Annotated in this window: 13 protein-coding genes; all 13 read right to left on the bottom strand. The window is 66.8% G+C overall.

What is annotated here, in order from left to right; translation table 11 throughout:
- A complete protein-coding gene (locus tag ACX9TP_RS17830) occupies nt 1-387 on the bottom strand; it encodes a helix-turn-helix domain-containing protein (protein WP_482980920.1) in 387 nt (128 codons plus the stop codon).
- A gap of 22 nt (nt 388-409) precedes the next feature.
- Complete coding sequence (gene tgl, locus ACX9TP_RS17825) at nt 410-1,171, bottom strand: social motility TPR repeat lipoprotein Tgl (RefSeq protein ID WP_482980919.1); 762 nt, start codon at nt 1,169-1,171, stop codon at nt 410-412.
- 45 nt (nt 1,172-1,216) lie between these two features.
- Nucleotides 1,217-1,684, bottom strand: coding sequence for a social motility and stimulation tgl protein (locus ACX9TP_RS17820; protein WP_482980918.1), 468 nt, complete (start codon nt 1,682-1,684; stop codon nt 1,217-1,219).
- Between the two features lie 34 nt (nt 1,685-1,718).
- Nucleotides 1,719-2,450: a hypothetical protein gene (locus ACX9TP_RS17815; protein WP_482980917.1), complete on the bottom strand. Its 732-nt coding sequence runs from the start codon at nt 2,448-2,450 to the stop codon at nt 1,719-1,721.
- Nucleotides 2,451-2,579: 129 nt separating this feature from the next.
- Nucleotides 2,580-3,329, bottom strand: coding sequence for a lytic transglycosylase domain-containing protein (locus ACX9TP_RS17810; protein ID WP_482980916.1), 750 nt, complete (start codon nt 3,327-3,329; stop codon nt 2,580-2,582).
- A complete protein-coding gene (locus tag ACX9TP_RS17805; RefSeq protein ID WP_482980915.1) occupies nt 3,326-3,676 on the bottom strand; it encodes a phasin family protein in 351 nt (116 codons plus the stop codon). Before ACX9TP_RS17805 ends, ACX9TP_RS17810 begins: the two co-directional genes overlap by 4 nt.
- Before the next feature lie 169 nt (nt 3,677-3,845).
- Nucleotides 3,846-4,367 (bottom strand): hypothetical protein, encoded by a 522-nt coding sequence (locus ACX9TP_RS17800; protein WP_482980914.1) that lies wholly within the window; start codon nt 4,365-4,367, stop codon nt 3,846-3,848.
- Nucleotides 4,368-4,580: 213 nt separating this feature from the next.
- Nucleotides 4,581-8,792 carry a DNA-directed RNA polymerase subunit beta' gene (gene rpoC, locus ACX9TP_RS17795; protein ID WP_482980913.1) on the bottom strand — a complete coding sequence of 1,404 codons (4,212 nt, stop codon included), beginning with the start codon at nt 8,790-8,792 and terminating at the stop codon, nt 4,581-4,583.
- A gap of 133 nt (nt 8,793-8,925) precedes the next feature.
- On the bottom strand, nt 8,926-13,158 hold the full coding sequence (gene rpoB, locus ACX9TP_RS17790; RefSeq protein ID WP_482980912.1) for a DNA-directed RNA polymerase subunit beta: 4,233 nt from the start codon (nt 13,156-13,158) through the stop codon (nt 8,926-8,928).
- A 177-nt stretch (nt 13,159-13,335) separates the two neighbouring features.
- The gene (rplL, locus tag ACX9TP_RS17785) at nt 13,336-13,707 is read right to left on the bottom strand and encodes a 50S ribosomal protein L7/L12 (protein WP_163997357.1); all 372 of its coding nucleotides are present in this window, start codon (nt 13,705-13,707) and stop codon (nt 13,336-13,338) included.
- 102 nt (nt 13,708-13,809) lie between these two features.
- Complete coding sequence (gene rplJ / locus ACX9TP_RS17780; RefSeq protein ID WP_163997356.1) at nt 13,810-14,331, bottom strand: 50S ribosomal protein L10; 522 nt, start codon at nt 14,329-14,331, stop codon at nt 13,810-13,812.
- Between the two features lie 390 nt (nt 14,332-14,721).
- Complete coding sequence (gene rplA, locus ACX9TP_RS17775; RefSeq protein ID WP_482980911.1) at nt 14,722-15,435, bottom strand: 50S ribosomal protein L1; 714 nt, start codon at nt 15,433-15,435, stop codon at nt 14,722-14,724.
- 37 nt (nt 15,436-15,472) lie between these two features.
- Nucleotides 15,473-15,919 carry a 50S ribosomal protein L11 gene (gene rplK, locus ACX9TP_RS17770; protein WP_267854604.1) on the bottom strand — a complete coding sequence of 149 codons (447 nt, stop codon included), beginning with the start codon at nt 15,917-15,919 and terminating at the stop codon, nt 15,473-15,475.
- Nucleotides 15,920-15,997 lie beyond the last annotated feature (78 nt).

The following is a 15,997-nucleotide window of genomic DNA, read 5'->3' as shown; positions in this document are numbered from 1 at the left end:
TCAACGCGCGAGCGGGGAGGGAAGCTTCCCGCTCAGCACGAGGAACAGGTACACGCCCAGCAGCAGGGCCACCACCAGCACCGTCAACCCCACGTACGCCCGCTTGCGCCGCTCCTTCTCCAGCTGCACCGGCGAGGGCGCCGGCACCGACTTGTCCACCTCCTCGTAGCGGAGCACCGCCTCCTCGGGGGACATGCCGATGACGCTCGCGTACGCCTTGATGTAGTTCACCACGAAGATGCGCGAGGGCAGCCGCTCCACCTGTCCGGCCTCCAGGGCCGCGATGAGGGTGGGAGGAATCTTCGTCTCCCGCGCGACTTCATCGCGCGAGAGGCCCCGAAGCTCCCTCTGCTGACTGAGGTACTTGCCGAATTCGACGTGGTCCACGGGCGTCCAGATAGCCAACCGGCTAGAGCTTTTCCAGCAACCTCCGGCAGTCATCCTTCAGCTGTTGTTCAGCGGGCTTTGCCTTGGCCTCGCACCCGGCGAAGGCCTGCTTCGCCGCGTCCACCTGGCCCTGCTTCGCCTGACACACGCCGTCGCGCAGGTACGCGTCCGCCACGTCCGGGCAGCTCTCCCGGTAGCGGGAGAACTGGCGGCACGCCTCGTCCGTGCGTCCCGTCTCGTCGTAGATGAGCCCCAGGTTGCGATAGCCCAGGCAGAAGCCGGGGTTGGTCGTCACCGCCGTCTTGATGCTCTCCAGCGCGCGGGCCGTGTCGCCCTTCTTGTACCAGGCCCAGCCCATGTTGCCCTGGGCGATGTAGGGCGTCGGGTAGAGCATGTCGTTGAGCACCTGCTCATAGAGCTTGATGGCCTCGTCATAGCGGCCCTGGTCCAGGTGCACGTTGGCCAGGTTGGTGCGCGCCTCGGAGAAGGTCGGCCGCACCTTCAGGGCGCGCTCGTAGTGCGCCACCGCCTCGTCCATCCGCCGGAACGACAGGTGCAGCAGGATGCCCATCGCATTGTTGGCTTCCGGGTAGTCCGGGTCGTTCTCCAGCGACAGCTTCAGCTCGCGCACGGCGTCCTGCATGTTGCCCTGCTGCTGCGCCTGGAGGGCCAGGTCGTAGTGGATCTCCGCGCTCCGGCGCTCCTTCTCCGTGGGAGTGTGGGCACAGCCGGCGGACACCAGCAGGAGCGCGAGCGAGCAGGACGCGAGGACGAGGCGGGACATGGGGCGTTGGATTCTCTGGGCGGGAGGGAGGAAGCGAGGGGGACTTCAGAAGGCGGCGAGGAAGCGGCCCAGGGTGGTGGTGACGTTCTTCTTCTCCTCGGCGCGCGCCACCACGGCGGGCACGAGCTTCGGGTCCTTGAAGAACACGGGCAGCGACTTGAGCCACTCGTCCTGCTGCGCGGGCTGGGCGGCGCGCCAGTTGGCGTCGTCCATCATGAAGCCGAGCGACTCCACGAAGGCCAACGCGTCGCCCTCGTCCTCGCGGTACTCGTCGCCCGTCGTGTTGCGCCGGCCGGACAGGTACACGGCGCAGTCGGCGGCCTCGGCCAGGTAGAGGTAGACGAAGACGGCGGCGGCACCCTGCCCTCCGCGGATGCCCACGACGAACGCCTGCGCCGGCCCGGCCTGCTTGCCCGGAATCGCCACGTGCGGCGTGTTGAGGGAGGTGTGCAGCGCGAGGACCTGCTCCCGCGTGGCGGGCAGGCCCCGGTAGCGCTCGTCGAGGTTGAACACGGTGGTGTCTCCGTTGCCCTTGAGCCCGCGGCCTTCAGCGCGTGGTGAGGGTGAACTCTTTCGTGACGTCCTGGGAGTCCGCGGCCGTCGTCTGGAAGCGGATGAGGGGGTTGTCGATCATCACGTTGCCTCCGCCCTCGTTCCCTTCGCCAATGATGACCCGGAACACATGGTTGGGCGAATTGCTGCGCCGGGTTCCGGAGGCGACCTTCCGGGCAATCAGCGTCACGTTGTTCGTCCCGGGCTCGAGGCTGCGGGTGATGTCGGTCACCACCTGGTCCTCGTTGCCGCGCAGCTTCCGCAGCCACTTGGAGTTGACGTACACCTCGATGTCGTACTCCGCCATCCCCGGCACCGTCTGCTCCGTCACCAGGAAGTAGCGCTGGGTGATGCGCCCCGGCACCGCGGGCGCGGGAGCCGCCACCGGCGCCGTCGCACCCGGGGCCGCCGGAGCGCCCGCGACGGGAGCCGCCTGGGCGACAGGGGCCGCGGCCGGGGGCTGCGCCATGGGAGCCGCCGCCTGGGGCGAGGGGGGCACGGGCGCCGCCGGCGCGGTCGGCGTCACCGTCGTCACCCGGGCGGCGTAGCCGGGGGCGTCGATGTAGATGTTGCCGGCCTCGTCGATGCGGACGGTGGCCTTCTCGAACTTCGTGTTGGTGACGCCGTCAATCTTCACGCCGTTGAGGAAGACGGAACCGGCGAAGGCCCCCGTGGGGGCCAGGGCCAGCATGGCGGCGAGAGCGGCGCTCGAAAGCAGGCGATTCATGCGGGGTATCTCCTGGGAATCTCCAACAGTCCCGGGCACTTGCAACGCTTAGCGCACCCCGGGGGACGGGACAAGGCGCGCGTGCACCCGGATTGGAGCGGCCGAGCCGCCCGGAGATTCACCCGCCCGTCAGGGGGCCGGCTGCACCGGCTCCGCAGGCAGCTCCCGCTGCGCCAGGGACCAGTCGCCGCCCAGGCCGTGGCCCTCGCGGAAGCGCCGGAAGTCCCGCCGCACCAGCCGGGGGTAGCGCCGGAAGCGGTCCAGCTCGCCCGCCTTGATGGCGGTGCGGATGCGGGTGGGCCCGGCGTTGTAGGCCATGAGGGCCAGGTCCAGGTCTCCACCGAAGCGCTCCTGCAGGGAGCGCAGGTAGCGGATGCCCAGCCGCACGCAGAGGGCGGGGTCCGCCGTCACCTCCTCGCGCGACAGGCGCAGGCCCTCCTTCTCCGCCAGGAAGTGCAGCGTGCTGGGCTTGATCTGCATCAGCCCCTTCGCGCCCTTCTCGGAGATGGCCTCCTCCTCGAAGTCGGACTCCACGTCGATGAGCGCCAGGATGAGCAGCGGATCATACCCCGTGCGCCGGGCCTCCTCGGAGATGGCCTGCCCGAGCTGCCGCCGCAGGGTGAGCCCCAGGTCCGGGGCCCGCCTCGCCAGCACCGCGTCGATGAGCCCCGCGTCGGGGGACATGGTCTCCGCCGCCACCACCTCCGGCACCACCGGCTGCGCCGGGCGCTGGTCCAGCAGCGGCACCAGCCGCGCGGACACGACGAGCGCCAGCCCCGCCATGAGCGGGAGCCGGGAACAGCCAGAGCTGAGGGCGTGGAGATGTTCGAAGAGCCGCGTACCGAAAGACCTCCCGCCCGTAAGGGCGGGGGCCTTCACTTGCGCTGCTCCAGCTCCTGGATTCGCTCGGCGAGCCGGTCCAACCGCGTGCCAAACGACGCCAGCTCCTCACGACGGGGCAGCTTCAGCCGGGTAAGGGCCAGGCGCACACGCTCTTCGACGTTGTGCTCCAGGTCCTTGCGGTGTCCCGCCAGCCGGTCCGTGAATTCACGGGCCTGACGCTTCACTTCCTCCTGGCTCCAGCCGGCCACCGCCGCCACGCGTTGCACGGCGCGGGAGGCTTCCTCCTCCGCCGTGTTCACCGCCAGCAGGGCCTGGCTCCAGAGCTTTTCGAAGGTCTCCGCGACAGGGTTCTTCTCTCGGGGGGCCTCGGGCTTGTTGTCCATGGGTCTCTCCGGGAGTGGGTCCACCGGGCCGCCTGGCCCGGAGGGGTCGAGGAACGGCCAAAGTAAGCACACCCCCGACGTGAAGGGAACGACGGCGAGCCCCCTCCCCCTCCCAGAGTCCACTCATGGAAAGGGGAGATGTCACCCACCGTCACAGGTCACACGGTTTTCAGGCGCGCGGCGACGAGGAAGTGCCGTTGGCGGCCTTGGAGCCCACCCGGCGCACCGGCTTGAGCAGCGCGTCCACCTTGCGCGACAGCTTCGCCAGCTCCTTGTTGAGGTCCTTGAGCTGGGCCTGGCTGGCCACGCCCACCGCCTCCACCACCTTCGTCTGGAGCCCGTCCAGCCGCTTGCGCAGCTCGGTGCCCGCGCCTTCCACCTTCTTACCCAGCTCCTTCACGCGCGGGTCCGTCAGCAGCTCACCGGCCTGCAGCTTCGCCCACAGCGCCTGGGCCTCCTTCGCCGCCTCCTGGCCGCGGCTCTCCAGCGTCTTCACGGCCTTCTGGGCCTCGCCCTCCAGCGTCTTCACCGCCTTCTGGGCCTCACCCTCCAGCTCGCCGAAGCGCTTCTGCGCCACCGCCAGCTGCGTCTTGAGGAACGTCTCCACGTTCTGCGCGATGCCGCTCTTCGCGGCCTCGGCGGCGGGCGTCGTCTCGGCCTGGCTCTCGGTCGTCTCGTTCTTCGCGGTCATACCGTCCTCCCCTGTGTTTCCCGGTCGAACCGGGCGGTAGCCAACTGCGTCAATCAGCTCTGCGCCCAGGATTAACGCAGCGCGCCATGGCCGTCAAGTCAACTCGACGAGAAATCACGAAAGCTCGGACAAAAAGAAAACCGCCGCCCCGGTATGGAAACCGGAGCGGCGGCTTGAGTTCAGCGGGACGCCCTCTTCAGGCGGCCGGCGGGGCTAGGCCGCGCCGGTCGTCTGGGTGCCCTCCGGGCGGGAGGGCGGCGGCGTCAGGGGGCCGTCGCCGTGCGTGGCGGCGAGGGCGGCCTCCATCTCGTTGACCTCGTCGGTGGGGCTCTCCACCTCGATGTCGAGGTGCTTGTAGTTCGGCAGGCCCGTGCCGGCGGGGATGAGCCGGCCCATGATGACGTTCTCCTTGAGGCCGCGCAGGTAGTCCACCTTGCCGTTGATGGCGGCCTCGGTGAGCACCTTGGTGGTCTCCTGGAAGGACGACGCCGAGATGAACGACTCGGTGGAGAGCGAGGCCTTGGTGATGCCGAGCAGCAGCGGCTCACCGACGGCCGGGCGCTTGCCCTCGGCCATGACCTTCTCGTTCTCCTCCTCGAACACCCACTTCTCGACCTGCTCGTCGACGAGGAAGTTGGTGTCGCCCACGTCGGTGACGCGCACCCGGCGCAGCATCTGCCGGACGATGGTCTCGATGTGCTTGTCGTTGATCTTCACGCCCTGGAGTCGGTAGACCTCCTGCACCTCGTCCACCAGGTAGCGCGCCAGCTCCTTCTCGCCGAGCACCTTGAGGATGTCGTGCGGGTTGGCCGCGCCATCCATCATCGCCTCGCCGGCCTTCACGCGGTCGCCGGAGTGGACGCTGATGTTCTTGCCCTTGGAGATGAGGTACTCCTTGGCCAGGTCGGTGCGCTGCTCGCCATTCACCTCGGGGGTGATGATGAGCTTGCGCTTGCCCTTGGTGTCCTTGCCGAACGACACCACGCCGTCGATTTCGGCAATCGCCGCCGCGTCCTTCGGCTTGCGTGCCTCGAAGAGCTCGGCCACGCGGGGCAGACCGCCCGTGATGTCCTTGGTCTTCGTCGTCTCGCGCGGCACCTTGGCGATGACTTCGCCCGGGTGGATTTCATCGCCGTCGTTGACGGTGATGATGGAGCCCTGCGGCAGGAAGTAGCTCGCCGGGTTGCGGGAGCTGGGCAGGTCCTTCACGTTGCCGTTGGCGTCGCGGATGGTGACGCGCGGGCGCGCCTCCGGGTCCTTGGACTCGATGATGGTCTTCCGGGACAGGCCGGTGACCTCGTCGAGCGTCTCGGACATCGTCACGCCTTCGATGATGTCCTCGTACCGGACGACACCGCCGACCTCGGTGAGCAGCGGAATGGCGAACGGGTCCCACTCGGCCAGGAGCGTGCCCGCCTCGATGCGCTGGGTCTCCTTCACGAGGATGCGGGCGCCGTAGATGACCTGGTAGCGCTCGCGCTCGCGGCCCGAGTCGTCCACCACGACGAGCTCGCCGTTGCGGTTCATGGCCACCAGCGTGCCGTCCGTCTTCTGCACGGTGCTGAGGGCCGCGAACTTCACGGTACCCGCGTAGCGGTTCTCCAGGCTGGACTGCTCCGCGCGCCGCGTCGCCGCACCACCGATGTGGAAGGTGCGCATCGTGAGCTGGGTACCCGGCTCGCCGATGGACTGCGCCGCGATGACGCCGACCGCCTCACCCACGGACACCTTGCGGCCGCGGGCCAGGTCACGGCCGTAGCACTCCACGCAGATGCCGCGCTTGGCCTGGCACGTGAGCACCGAGCGGATCTTCACCTTGTCCAGGCCGCTGTTCTCGATGCGGCGGACGCGCTCCTCGTCGATCTCCTCGTTGGCGCGCACCAGCACCTCGCCCGTGACGGGGTCGAGGATGTCGTCCAGGGCCACGCGGCCGAGGATGCGCTCGCCGAGCGGCTCGATGATTTCGCCGCCCTCCACCAGGGCGCCGATGAACAGGCCGTCCATGGTGCCGCAGTCGTACTCGTTGATGATGGCGTCCTGCGCCACGTCGACGAGACGGCGGGTGAGGTAGCCGGAGTTGGCCGTCTTGAGCGCCGTGTCCGCCAGGCCCTTGCGGGCGCCGTGCGTGGAGATGAAGTACTGGAGCACGGAGAGGCCTTCACGGAAGTTGGCCGTGATGGGCGTCTCGATGATTTCGCCGGACGGCTTCGCCATCAGGCCGCGCATACCCGCCAGCTGGCGGATCTGCTGGGCGCTACCACGCGCGCCCGAGTCGGCCATGATGTAGATGGGGTTGAAGGACGGCTGCTTGCGCGTCTCCTTCTTGCCGTCGCGCTCGCCCGTCGTCTCCTCGCCGGAGATCTGCTGCATCATCTCCTGGGCGACCTTCTCCGTCACCTCGGCCCAGATATCGATGACCTTGTTGTAGCGCTCACCGTCGGTGATGAGGCCCTCGAGGTACTGGTTCTCGATCTCGGAGACCTCCTTGCGCGCGTAGTCCAGGAACTCCTGCTTCTTCGCAGGGATGATCATGTCCTTGAGCGCGATGGAGATGCCGGCGCGGGTGGCGTTGTAGTAGCCGAGGCTGCGGATGCGGTCGGCCAGCAGCACCGTCTCCTTCTCGCCGGTGAGGCGGTAGCAGAGGTCGATGAGGCCGCCGAGCGACTTCTTGTCGAGCACCTTGTTGATGGCGTCGAAGCCCACGCGGCGCGGCACCACTTCCCACAGGAGCACGCGGCCAACGGTGGTCTCCTTGCGCTTGCCGTCGATGCGGCAGACGACCTTGGCCTGGAGGTGGACCTCGCCGTGGTCGTACGCGGCACGCACCTCGTCCGGGGACGCGAAGATGCGGCCCTCGCCGTTGGCGAACTCGCGGGCGCGGGTCATGTAGTAGATGCCGAGCACCATGTCCTGCGTCGGGACGATGATGGGCTTGCCGTTCGCGGGGCTGAGGATGTTGTTGGTGGACATCATCAGCACGCGGGCCTCCATCTGAGCCTCGATGGAGAGCGGCACGTGCACGGCCATCTGGTCGCCGTCGAAGTCGGCGTTGAAGGCGGCGCACACCAGCGGGTGCAGCTGGATGGCCTTGCCCTCAATCAGGACGGGCTCGAAGGCCTGCATGCCCAGGCGGTGCAGCGTGGGCGCGCGGTTGAGGAGCACCGGGTGCTCGCGGATGACGTCCTCGAGGATGTCCCAGACCTCGGGACGCTCCTTCTCCACCATCTTCTTCGCGGACTTGATGGTGGTGACGTAGCCCTTCTCTTCGAGCTTGTTGTAGATGAACGGCTTGAACAGCTCGAGGGCCATGATCTTCGGCAGGCCGCACTGGTGCAGGCGCAGCTCGGGGCCCACCACGATGACGGAGCGGCCCGAGTAGTCCACGCGCTTGCCGAGCAGGTTCTGGCGGAACCGGCCCTGCTTGCCCTTGAGCATGTCCGACAGGGACTTCAGCGGCCGCTTGTTGGGGCCGGTGATGGTCTTCCCGCGGCGGCCGTTGTCGAACAGCGCGTCCACGGCCTCCTGCAGCATCCGCTTCTCGTTGCGGATGATGATGTCCGGAGCGTTGAGCTCCTGGAGGCGCTTGAGGCGGTTGTTGCGGTTGATGACGCGGCGGTACAGGTCGTTCAGGTCGGAGGTCGCGAAGCGGCCACCGTCGAGGGGAACGAGCGGGCGCAGGTCCGGCGGAATCACCGGAATCACGTCCAGCATCATCCACTCGGGCTTGTTGCCGGAGACGCGGAACGCCTCGGCCACCTTCAGGCGCTTGGCGTACTTCTTCCGCTTCGCCTCGCTGGAGGTCTCCCGCATGTCCTTGCGGAGCTCCTCGGAGAGCTTCTCCACGTCCAGCGACTTGAGCATCTCGCGGACGGCCTCGCCGCCCATGCCCGTGGTGAAGGAGTCCTCACCGTGCTCCTGGAAGAGCCGGTGCATCTTCTCCTCGCTGATGAGCTCGCCCTTCTGCAGGGGCGTCGCCTTCGGGTCGAGGACGATGTAGCTCTCGCAGTAGAGGACCTTCTCCAGCTCCTTCAGGGTGATGTCGAGCAGGTTGCCGATGCGGCTCGGCAGCGACTTGAGGAACCAGATGTGGGCCACGGGCGTGGCCAGGGTGATGTGGCCCAGGCGCTCACGGCGCACCTTGGACTGGATGACCTCCACGCCGCACTTCTCGCACACCACGCCACGGTGCTTCATGCGCTTGTACTTGCCGCAGTTGCACTCGTAGTCCTTCACCGGCCCGAAGATGCGGGCGCAGAAGAGGCCGTCACGCTCGGGCTTGAACGTGCGGTAGTTGATCGTCTCGGGCTTCTTCACCTCGCCATGGGACCACTGGCGGATCTTGTCGGGCGACGCCAGCGCGATGCGGATGGCGTTGAACGACAGCGGGTCCTTGGGCTTCTCGAAGAAGTTGAAAATGTCCTTCACGTTGCCTCCGAAATCTCGTTGGGCGGCCCCCACCGGGGCTGCCAGCTGATTCGGGCCCCCGCCCCGACCCGGCCGCGCCCTCCCCTCTGGCGAAGGGAGGCGGGCGGCCGGTCAGGCGGGCGCTCCGGCTAAATCAGGCCTCGGTCCCCGTCTTGCTGCTGCGCTCCTCGCCGTCACCGCCGCCGAGGAAGTCGCCGCCGAAGCTGCGCTGCCGCTCCGGCGGGGCGCTCTCCAGCAGCTCCACGTCGAGCGCCAGGGACTGGAGCTCCTTGAGGAGCACGTTGAACGACTCGGGCAGACCGCTCTCGAGGACGTTGTCGCCCTTGACGATGGCCTCGTACATGCGCGTGCGGCCCACCACGTCGTCCGACTTGACGGTGAGGAACTCCTGCAGCGTGTACGCCGCGCCGTAGGCCTCCATCGCCCAGACTTCCATCTCGCCCAGACGCTGACCGCCGAACTGGGCCTTGCCGCCCAGGGGCTGCTGCGTGACGAGCGAGTAGGGCCCAATCGAGCGGGCGTGGATCTTCTCGTCCACCAGGTGGTGCAGCTTCAGCATGTACATGACGCCCACGGTGACGTTCTGGTCGAACGGCTCACCGGTGCGCCCGTCGAAGAGCACCATCTGGCCCGTGCGCGGCAGGTGGCCCTCGTCCAGCAGCTTGTGGATCTCCAGCTCGTGGGCGCCGTCGAACACCGGCGTGGCCACGTGGATGCCGCGCTTGGAGCGGCGGCACAGCTGGACGATCTCCTCGTCGCTGAGCGAGTCGAGGAACTCGCCGAACTTCGGGTCGTCGTAGATGACCTTGAGCCGCTCCTTGATGGCCGCGGAGCTCCAGTTGGACTCCACGTACTGCTGGAGCGCCTCGCCGGTGCCCTTGGCTGCCCAGCCCAGGTGCGTCTCGAGGATCTGCCCGATGTTCATGCGGCTGGGAACGCCGAGCGGGTTGAGGACGATGTCCACCGGACGCCCGTCCTCCAGGTACGGCATGTCCTCCTCGGGGAGGATGCGGGACACGACGCCCTTGTTTCCGTGGCGGCCGGCCATCTTGTCGCCCACGGCCAGCTTGCGCTTGATGGCGACGTACACCTTCACCATCTTGATGACGCCCGGCGGCAGCTCGTCGCCCTTCTTGATGCGGGCAATCTTCTCGCCGAAGGCCAGCTTCACGGCCTCCTTCGTCTCCTCCAGGTTGCGGAGGATGTCGCGCAGGCGGGAGTCGAGCGGGTCGCCCACGGAGATCTCGCCCCAGTACTTGTAGGGCACCGTGGTGAGCAGCTCGTCGTTGAGGACGTCCCCCTTCTTCAGGAGGATCTTCCCCTTGTCGTCCACGAGCTTGCCCTGGACCTCCTTGCCGCGCACCAGGGCGCGGATGCGGCCGAAGGCGCTGTCCTGGAGGACCTTGATCTCGTCGTTCTGGTCCTTGAGGAGCTTCGCCTCCTCCATCGACTCGATCTGCTTGGCGCGCTCGTCCTTCTCCACGCCCTTGCGGCTGAACACCTTGGCGTTGATGACGGTGCCCACCACGCCCGGAGGCACGCGCAGGGAGCTGTCGCGCACGTCGCCGGCCTTCTCACCGAAGATGGCGCGCAGGAGCTTCTCTTCGGGAGACAGCTGCGTCTCACCCTTCGGGGTGATCTTGCCCACCAGCACGTCGCCGGGCTTCACCTCGGCGCCGATGCGGATGATGCCGCTCTCGTCGAGGTCCTTGAGGGCCTCCTCACCCACGTTCGGGATGTCGCGGGTGATCTCCTCCTTGCCCAGCTTGGTGTCGCGCGCGATGCACTCGAACTCCTCGATGTGGATCGACGTGAAGACGTCGTCCTTGAGGATGCGCTCGCTGATGAGGATGGAGTCCTCGAAGTTGTAGCCCTGCCACGGCATGAACGCGACGACGACGTTCTGCCCCAGCGCCAGCTCACCCGTCTCGGTGGCCGGGCCGTCGGCGATGACGTCACCCTTGCGCACCTTGTCGCCCTTGCTGACGATGGGCTTCTGGTTGAGGCAGGTGTTCTGGTTGGAGCGCTGGTACTTGAGCAGGTTGTAGATGTCGACCTCGCTCGTCACGTCGCTCAAGGAGGCCGGCACGTCCGCCTTCACCACGATGCGGCCGGCGTCCACGCTCTCCACCGTGCCGTCGCGGCGCGCCACGCACGTCACGCCGGAGTCGCGCGCGACGATGGCCTCGATGCCCGTGCCCACCAGCGGGGCCGCGGTGCGCAGGAGCGGCACCGCCTGGCGCTGCATGTTGGAGCCCATGAGCGCGCGGTTCGCGTCGTCGTTCTCCAGGAACGGGATGAGCGACGCGGCCACCGACACCAGCTGGTTCGGGGACACGTCCATCAGGTCCACGTCCTCGGCGCGAGCCTGGACGAACTCACCGCCGCGGCGGCTGGACACCAGCGCGTTGGCGAACTTGCCCTTCTTGTCCGTCTCCGCGTTCGCCTGGGCGATGGTGTGCTTCTCCTCCTCCAGCGCGGAGTAGAAGGCCACGTCCGTCGTCACCACACCCGCTTCGACCTTGCGGTACGGCGTCTCGACGAAGCCGAACTCGTTGACGCGGGCGTAGGTGGACAGCGACGCGATGAGGCCGATGTTCGGGCCTTCCGGCGTCTCGATGGGGCAGATGCGGCCGTAGTGCGTCGGGTGCACGTCGCGCACCTCGAAGCCCGCGCGCTCGCGGGTGAGGCCGCCGGGCCCGAGGGCGGACAGACGACGCTTGTGCGTCACTTCGGACAGGGGGTTCGTCTGGTCCATGAACTGCGACAGCTGGCTGGACCCGAAGAACTCCTTGATGACCGCCGTGACGGGCTTGGCGTTGATGAGGTCGTGCGGCATGAGCGTCTCGATCTCCTGGAGGCTCATGCGCTCCTTGATCGCCCGCTCCATGCGCACCAGGCCGATGCGGTACTGGTTCTCCAGCAGCTCGCCCACCGCGCGGACGCGGCGGTTGCCCAGGTGGTCGATGTCGTCGATGGTCCCCTTGCCGTTCTTCAGGTCGATCAGGTAGCGGATCACCTCGAGGATGTCCCGCTTGGTGAGGATCTGCCCGTCGAGCGGCTCCTCGAGGCCGAACTTGAAGTTCAGCTTGAGGCGGCCGACCTTGGAGAGGTCGTAGCGCTCGGGGTTGAAGAACAGGTTGGTGAACAGGTTGATGGCCGTCTCGGGCGTCGGCGGATCGCCAGGGCGCAGGCGGCGGTAGATCTCCATGATGGACTGCTCGGGCGTCTCGAGCTTGTCCAGCATCAACGTCTCACGCAGGTACGGGCCCACGTTGAGGTTGTCGATGAAGAGGACCTTGAACTCCTTGATGTTGCGCTTGAGGAGCTCGTCGACCTTGTCCTGCGAGACTTCCTCGTTGCACTCGAGGATGACCTCGCCGGTGTTCTCGTCCACCACGTCGTAGGCGGACACCTTGGTGAAGAGCTCGTCCGCGTCGATGGGGAGCGTCTTCATCTTCGCCGCTTCGAGCTTCTTGATGGCGGCGCGGGTGAACTTGCGGTTCTTCTTGACGATGAGCTCGCCCGTCTTCGTCTTGATGTCGCGCGTGGCGCGCTGACCGGGGAGCAGCTCGAGCTCGACGCTCTTCTCGAAGTCCTGCGCGCTCTGGAGGTAGATGGTCTCCGTGGCGTAGTAGTAGTTGAGGATCTCCTCGGTGGAGCCCTTGAACTCCAGCGGGTTCTTCTTCGCGGTGTCGCTGACGGCGCCCAGGGCGCGGATGAGCACGGTGGCCGGCAGCTTGCGGCGCCGGTCGATGCGCACGTACAGCAGGTCCTTGTGGTCGAACTCGAAGTCGATCCACGAACCGCGGTAGGGAATGATGCGGGCGTTGTAGAGCAGCTTGCCGGACGAGTGGCTCTTGCCCTTGTCGTGGTCGAAGAAGGCACCCGGGCTGCGGTGCAGCTGGCTGACCACCACGCGCTCGGTCCCGTTGATGATGAAGGTGCCGTTCTGGGTCATCAGCGGGATTTCCCCGAAGTAGACCTCCTGCTCCTTCACGTCACGGATGGACTGGGCGCCGGTCTCCTCGTCCTTGTCCCACACGACCAGGCGCACGACGACCTTGATGGGCGCCGAGTAGGTCATGCCACGCTGGTGGCACTCATCGACGTCGTACTTCGGCTTCTCCAGGTGATAGCTGACGAACTCCAGCGAGGACGTCTCGTTGAAGTCGCGAATCGGAAAGACGGACTTGAAGACACCCTGAAGACCGATGTCCTCACGCTTCTCCGGCGCGATGTCCGCCTGGAGGAACTTCTCGTAGGACTGCTTCTGGATGTTGATAAGATTGGGAATGTCGATGATCTTCGCGATCTTCGCGAAGGTCTTCCGCACGCGGAAATTGTTCTGGATCTGCGTCGGCATTCTGGCTCCGGGGACGACTGCTCGGGCGGGCAAACATCAGTAACGCGCGGCGGCGCCGGGAAATTTGTAACTGTCAAATGGGCAAAGCCGGCACCCCCTTGCTGGGAGCGCCGGCCTGCTCATCCGGTCAGGAGGCTGCCTGAAAATTCCCGGAAAACCGGGCAGCCCCTGTAAGCGTTACTTGACTTCGACGGTCGCGCCAGCCGCGGTGAGCTGGTCCTTGATCTTCTTGGCGTCGTCCTTGTTGACGCCTTCCTTGACCGTCTTGGGCGCGCCCTCGACCAGGTCCTTGGCCTCCTTCAGGCCCAGGCCGGTGATGGCGCGGATCTCCTTGATGACGTTGATCTTGTTGGCGCCGGCGTTGGCCAGCACCACCGTGAACTCCGTCTTCTCCTCGGCGGGAGCGGCGGCAGCGGCGGCCGGGCCGGCGGCCACGGCAACAGCGGCGGCGGAGACGCCCCACTTGGACTCGAGCTGCTTCACCAGCTCCGCCGCCTCCATGACGGTCAGCGAGGAGAGCTGGTCAACAATCGCATTCAGGTCAGCCATTGAACTGTGTCCTTCTGGTTTCGACTAACGGCCTGCTCGCCCGCGGGAGAGGTCCGGCCGTTGAGGTTGGGGTAGAAATACTTCTCGGATGGATGAGGGAAACTAACCCTGAGCCTTGTCCGCGTGGGCCTGCATGACCCGCGCGAGCTGGGAACCGGGGGCCGCGATGGTCCGGACCAGCTTGCCAGCAGGCTGGTTCAGCATGCCCAGCAGCTGGGCGCGCAGCTCCGGCAGACCCGGCAGCTTCGCCAGGGCCTTCACGCCGTTGACGTCGACCTTGCGGCCTTCGACGACGGCGACGCGGATCTTGATCTTGTCCTCGAGGTCCTTCGTGAACTCGGTCAGGATCTTCGCCGGGGCCACCACATCGCCGTAGCTGATGCACAGGGCCACGGGGCCCGTGAAGTCATCGGCGATGACCGACACGGACGTGCCCTGCGCTGCACGGCGCGCCAGCGTGTTCTTGATGACCTTGTACTCGACGCCGCCCTCGCGGAACTTCTTGCGGAGCTTCGTCACCGTCTCCACATCCACCTTGGAGAACTCGGCGACGACGGCCGACTTGGTCCGCGAGAACTTCTCGTGGAGCTCCTTGATCATCTCTTCCTTCTCGCTCTTCAGCACTTTGACTCACCTCCTTACTGGCCCGCCCTTTCAGGACGGGCGTGATGCCTGGGCCAAAGTGGCAGAGCGAGAGGAGCCTCCGAGAGGCACCACACCGCACCCTCAGTCTCGGCAGGGCTGACCTTACGGTCGTTTGAACCCCGGGTAGAGAGAACAGCCCGACCGGTTGCCCGGTTCCCAACGGGACACGTCGTCTCTTCCCTGGGTCCCTGCTGTCATGAACCAGGTCGGAACGCCGTGTCTCGCGACATGGCGCTCCAATTGCAAAAGCCGGGGGCCTATACCCCCGGCTTCAGCAAAGATCCAGAACTTTCGAACCTGTGACGTCAGGCAGGGAAAGGGCCTGACAGCCCCTTCAGGGGCGAGACCCTTCCCTGCCCTCCAGGGCGCCTAGCGGTGGCGCGCCAGGATTTCCGTGGTGTCGAGCTTGATGCCCGGCCCCATCGTCGTGGAGATGGCGATACCCTGCAGGTAGACGCCCTTGGCGGTGGCCGGCTTGAGCTTCATCACCAGGTCCACCAGCGCGTTGAAGTTGGCCTCGAGCTTGTCCTGCGCGAAGGAGGACTTGCCCATCTTCGCGTGAACGATGCCGGCCTTCTCGGCGCGGAAGTCGACCTTGCCGCCCTTGGCGTCGCGAACCGCCTTGGCGACGTCCATGGTGACGGTGCCCACCTTCGGGTTGGGCATGAGGCCGCGGGGGCCGAGCACCTTACCGAGGCGACCGACGATACCCATCATGTCCGGGGTGGCGATGACGGTGTCGAAGTCGAGGAAGCCCTCCTCGATGCGCTTCTGGAGGTCCTCGGCGCCGACGATGTCCGCGCCGGCGTTGCCAGCCTCGGTCGCGCGCTCGCCCTTGGCGAACACGGCCACGCGCACGGTGGCGCCGGTGCCGTGCGGGAGCACCACGGCGCCACGGACCATCTGGTCCGCGTGCTTCGGGTCCACGCCCAGGTTGATGGCGACATCCACCGTCTGGTCGTACTTGGAGGCACGCGCGTCCACGGTCTTCTTCAGGAGCGCGAAGCCCTCGGAGATCGGATAGCGCTTCTCGCGGTCCACCAGGGCGGCGGCCGCACGGAACTTCTTCCCATTCTGAGCCATGACAGAAATCCTTGTCGTGAAGGGGGTGGGCGGCGGCCTAGCCGACGACGTCGATACCCATGGAGCGCGCGGTGCCGGCAATGGTGTTCATGCAGGCCTCGAGCGACGCGGCGGTGGTGTCCTGGATCTTCTTCTTGGCGATCTCCTCGAGCTGCGCCCGGGTGATCTGCCCCACCTTCTCCTTGCCCGGCTTCTTCGCGCCCGAGCCCTTCTTCTTCTCGGTGTGCAGGCCCGCCGCCTTCTTGATGAGGATGGCCGCGGGAGGCGTCTTCAGGATGAAGGTGAAGGAGCGGTCCTGATACACGGTGATGATCACCGGGATGATCAGTCCCTCCTTGGCCTCCGCCTGCGTCTTCGCGTTGAACTGCTTGCAGAACTCCATGATGTTCACGCCCTGCTGACCGAGCGCGGGGCCGATCGGCGGGGCGGGGTTCGCCTTGCCGGCGGGAATCTGCAGCTTGACCTGTCCTGTGACCTTCTTCATCGGCTGACGACTGCCTTTCGAGGGGGTGGTGCCAACGGGCCGCCAGACGGGGAGGCCCTCCCACCCATGGTTCCGCGC

The organism is Pyxidicoccus sp. M15 (assembly GCF_056858435.1).
Note: the sequence above shows the minus strand (reverse complement) of the source record. Positions and strands in the feature narration are given on the sequence as shown.